This is a genomic window from Trebonia sp. (assembly GCF_030042015.1).
Taxonomy (GTDB): domain Bacteria; phylum Actinomycetota; class Actinomycetes; order Streptosporangiales; family Streptosporangiaceae; genus Trebonia.
In genome coordinates this window covers 1-4023 of record NZ_JASIAL010000442.1, presented here as the reverse complement: position 1 = coordinate 4023, position 4023 = coordinate 1, and the positions used below count along the sequence as shown (strand labels likewise).

General features: G+C 68.7%; 3 protein-coding genes. All 3 read right to left on the bottom strand.

Annotated features, from left to right (window positions below):
- A partial coding sequence (locus tag Q1N79_RS23950; protein ID WP_300612652.1) for a proton-conducting transporter membrane subunit occupies positions 1 to 1943 on the bottom strand: 1943 nt, incomplete at its 3' end.
- On the bottom strand, positions 1940 to 3412 hold the full coding sequence (locus tag Q1N79_RS23945; protein WP_300612650.1) for a proton-conducting transporter membrane subunit: 1473 nt from the start codon (positions 3410 to 3412) through the stop codon (positions 1940 to 1942). The genes Q1N79_RS23945 and Q1N79_RS23950, both read right to left, overlap by 4 nt.
- A partial coding sequence (locus Q1N79_RS23940) for a hypothetical protein (RefSeq protein ID WP_300612648.1) occupies positions 3409 to 4023 on the bottom strand: 615 nt, incomplete at its 5' end. The genes Q1N79_RS23945 and Q1N79_RS23940, both read right to left, overlap by 4 nt.

The window sequence follows — 4023 nt, the reverse complement described above, 5'->3', positions numbered from 1 at the left end:
GACTGAAGCGGCCGCACGAATCTGGCCAGCCACCTGACGGCAGCCACCACCGGGTCATACAGGTAGCGCTGGAACAGCGGCAGCACGCGGAAGTCGTAGTTCACCGGGCCGGATCGGCCCGCCGGGTCATCAGACGCGCGCTCGATATGGAACTCCGGCTGGTACAGCTGGCCGAAGGTGACCCGGACGGGATTGGCGAACGCGGTGCCCGTGTATTGCATGTCGGGCTTGAACTTAAGCATGCCGCCGTCCCAGACCGGCACCGTCCGTGTCTGTGCGCCAGACCGGCTGGCCAGGTAGATGAGCACGGGGACCGCCGATACCGCGACCATGAATACGGCCAGGTAGGTGGGCGAGAAAGCGGCGAAGTTCTGGTGCGCCGGGATTATCGTGAGGTTTCCGATCAGCATGTCCGGGCGTAGCCGGACGCCGGTCACCGCCTGGGCCACCCGGCTCAGCGCGATCAGGACCGCCGGGGCGCCCACGCTGAGCGCGACACAGGCGATCGCGAGCAGCGCGGGACCGGCCACCGGCTGCCCCGCCTCCCGGGCATTGGCAGCGGCCCGGCTGCGCGGGATGCCCAGGAAGGCAATGCCGTACGCGTGCGCGAACGCCATGACCGCGAGTCCCCCGGACAGGGCCAGTGCCGCGCCGGCCACGACCAGCACGACCCCTGCCAGGGGCTGGATCCGGAATCCCTGGAAAAGCCCCTGGAATATCAGCCACTCGCTGACGAAGCCGTTCAGCGGCGGCAGGCCCGCGATACCGAGCGTGCCGATGAGCGTGATCACCGACGATTTCGGGAGCCGCCGCGCCAGGCCACCCAAGCGGTCCAGGTCCCGGGTTCCCGTCACATGTTCGACAACCCCGGCCTCCAGGAAAAGCAGGGTCTTGTAGGTGCCGTGATTGACCACGTGATAGATCGCCGCCACCATCAAGTACGCGCTGAGGGCGGGCTGATGGCCGGACCGGAACATCATGGCCGCGCCGACGGCGGTCATGATGATCCCGATGTTCTCGATGCTGTGGAAAGCGAGGAGCCGCTTGAAGTCCCGCTCGATGACCGCGTAGAGCACTCCGATCGTGGCGGTCACGCATCCGATCAGGGTGGTCAGGACACCCCACCACATCGGCCCCCCGGCGAGAAGCTGGAAGGCGAACAGCATCACCCCGTAGACGCCCAGCTTGATGATCAGCCCGGACAGGAAGCCGGATCCGTCCGCGGGCGCGACCGGGTGCGCCTCGGGCAGCCAGATATGCAGCGGGACGACCCCGGCCTTGAAACCGAACCCGATCAGCGCGAGCACGAACGCCGCGCTGCGCCACGCGCCGGGGATCGCGTGGCCGCGCGCTGCCATCACCGCGAGGTCGAGCGTCCCTGTCTTCACCGACAAAATGGCGAAAGCCGCCACCACGAGCGCGAACCCTACCTCGCCAAGCGCCAGGAACAGGAAGCCGCCGGCCATCACGCCAGGACGCTGGTGATAGCGCAAGATCAGCAGGTAGCTGAAGATCGTCATCGATTCCCAGGCGACAAGGAAGACGACCGCGTTGCCGGCCACGAGCACGCCGAGCGAGGCGAGCAGCGCCAGGTTATAGGCACACAGGTAGAACGCCGAGCCCGCACTCGGGCGGTGATACCCCGGCGCGAACAGGCCGACAGCGAGCGCGATCAGGCCGAGCAGGGCCACGAACGCCGCGGCCAGCGGGCTGAGCCGCACCGTGACCGCCCCGACGACGTCGCCGGCGCCGATCGTCCGGCTGGCACTGGCCCCGTTCAGCGCGGTCAGGATGCCGCCGGCGAGGGCGAGTGCGCCGCCGGTCGCCGAACCGGCCGTACAGGCCACGAGCCCGGGGCGCGTGCGGGCGAGGACCGCGACCAGCGCCGAGGCCAGCCACAGGGCGGCGGCGCACAGTAGCAGGATCGCGGCTGCCGCGGTCATGTGATCGCCTTGATCGACTGCAGGATCAGCTCATTCAGCCCGCCAGGGATCCACACCCCGAGCAGGAGCAGCAGCCCGAGGCCGGGGACGAGGGGAGACGTTCCTATCACCCGCGACGTCATCCCCGGAGCGGCCACGCCATCCCCAGGGGGCCGTCCGAAGACCATTCCCACGGTCGTGCTCGTGAGTGCCACGAACGCGATCACAAGCAGCGCCAGCAGGAAGAAGCCGAGCCAGGCGTGCCCGGCGAAGCTCGCCCGCACGATCGTGAACTCGGACAGGAAGATCCCGAACGGCGGCGAGCCGACGATCGCCAGCGAGCCGAGCAGCAGCGCCCCGCCGATCACCGGGGACTGCCGTAGCAGGCCGCGCACTTCGACGACGTTCCGGGTCTTGTACCGCAGCACGATTTCACCGCTGGTCAGGAACAGGACGGATTTCCCGATCGCGTGATTGAACGTCTGCAGCAGCGCGCCGTAGATGCCGAGCAAACCGCCGAACCCGAGGCCGATCGCGATCAGGCCCATGTGCTCGATCGAGGAGTACGCGAACAGCCGCTTGAAGTTGTCGCTTCCGATCATGAAAAGGGCGCCGACCGCAAGCGATGCGAAGCCGAAGACCAGCAGCACGTCGTTGGAGAAGCGGCCGAGGTCGGCGGTGGTCAGCGCCTTGAACCGGATGATCGCGTACATGCCGGTGTTCAGCAGGGCCGCGGACAGCATAGCGCTCGCGGGGCTGGGTGCCTCGGAGTGAGCGTCAGGCAGCCAGGTGTGCATGGGCGCCAGGCCAACCTTGGTCCCGTAGCCGACGACGACCAGCAGGAACGCGAACCTGAGGCTCGGTGCCTGCAGGACGCTCGCGTGCGCGAACAGCGTCGGCCAGGTCAGCCGCTGGTCGGGCGAGACGTGGATGAGGATTGCCGAGTAGTAGACGAACAGCGTGCCGACCAGCGCGATCGTGACGCCGAACGAGCTGATGATGATGTACTTCCAGGCGGCCTCCAGCGATGTCGCGCGTGCCTCCAGCGCGACCAGCACCGCGCTGGCCAGGGTCGAGCCTTCCACCAGCACCCAGAGCAGGCCCAGGTTGCCGGTCTGCAGGGCCGCCAGCATCAGCGCGGCGAACAGGCCGAAGAACGTGCCGTACAGGCGCACCTGCAGCGCGCTCAGTTCGCCGCGCTCGGCCTCGGCCTGAAGGTAGCTGTACGAGCCGATGCCGGCCAGCGTGACCACGAGAGCCACGGTGATGACGAAGAACGCCGACAGCGAGTCGACGTAGACGAACCCGCCAAGCGCCGTGAGCGGGTGCCGGGGGGAGATGCTCACCGCGAGCGCGATCGCCGCCGCTAGCGACCCGGCCCCGCCGGCTGCGGACGCGATCCCGATTCCCCGCGCCGAGGCGCCGGCCCAGGGCACGATCGCGCCGCCGAGCGGCAGCGCCCAGGTCAGGATCATCAGCGTGAGCATCATCCGCGCAGCCTCCGCAGGTCGCTGGCGCTGGCCGAGGCCAGTCGCTGGGCAAGGCCAGACACGAGCGCGAGCATGATCAGCACCCCGGCGACGAGGTCGAGGAAGATGCCGGCCTCGACAATGAACGGGAATGTGGCCACGAGCGTGATGGCCCCGAGGAACACGCCGTTCTCGACGATCAGCCAGCCGAGAAGCTGCGCGATCGTGTGCCGCCTGACCACCATGCACAGCCCGCCGAGCAGCACGACCGCCATGGCCAGGGGCACCGCGGCGGTGTCGAGCAGCCGGCCGGGCAGCGTGGACGGGCGCATCGCGAAGTAGGCGAGCGCGGTGAGCGCGGCGCCGATGATCAGCGATGTGGACAGGCCCAGGGTGATCGAGGCGTCCCGCTTCAGCCGCAGCCGGTCGACGAGGTACCGCCGGGTGGTGACCGGAATGCCGATGCCCTTGATCAGCAGGGTCAGCGCGGCCAGGACCCACAGCGCCGGCTCGTCCAGGTCCGCCGCGACGATCGCCGCGGCCAGCGAGAGCAGCACGGACTGCAGCGCGTAATAGGTCAGGTAACGGTCGAACAGCTTGGATCCGAGGCACGCGAACGCGCAGAGCAGGAT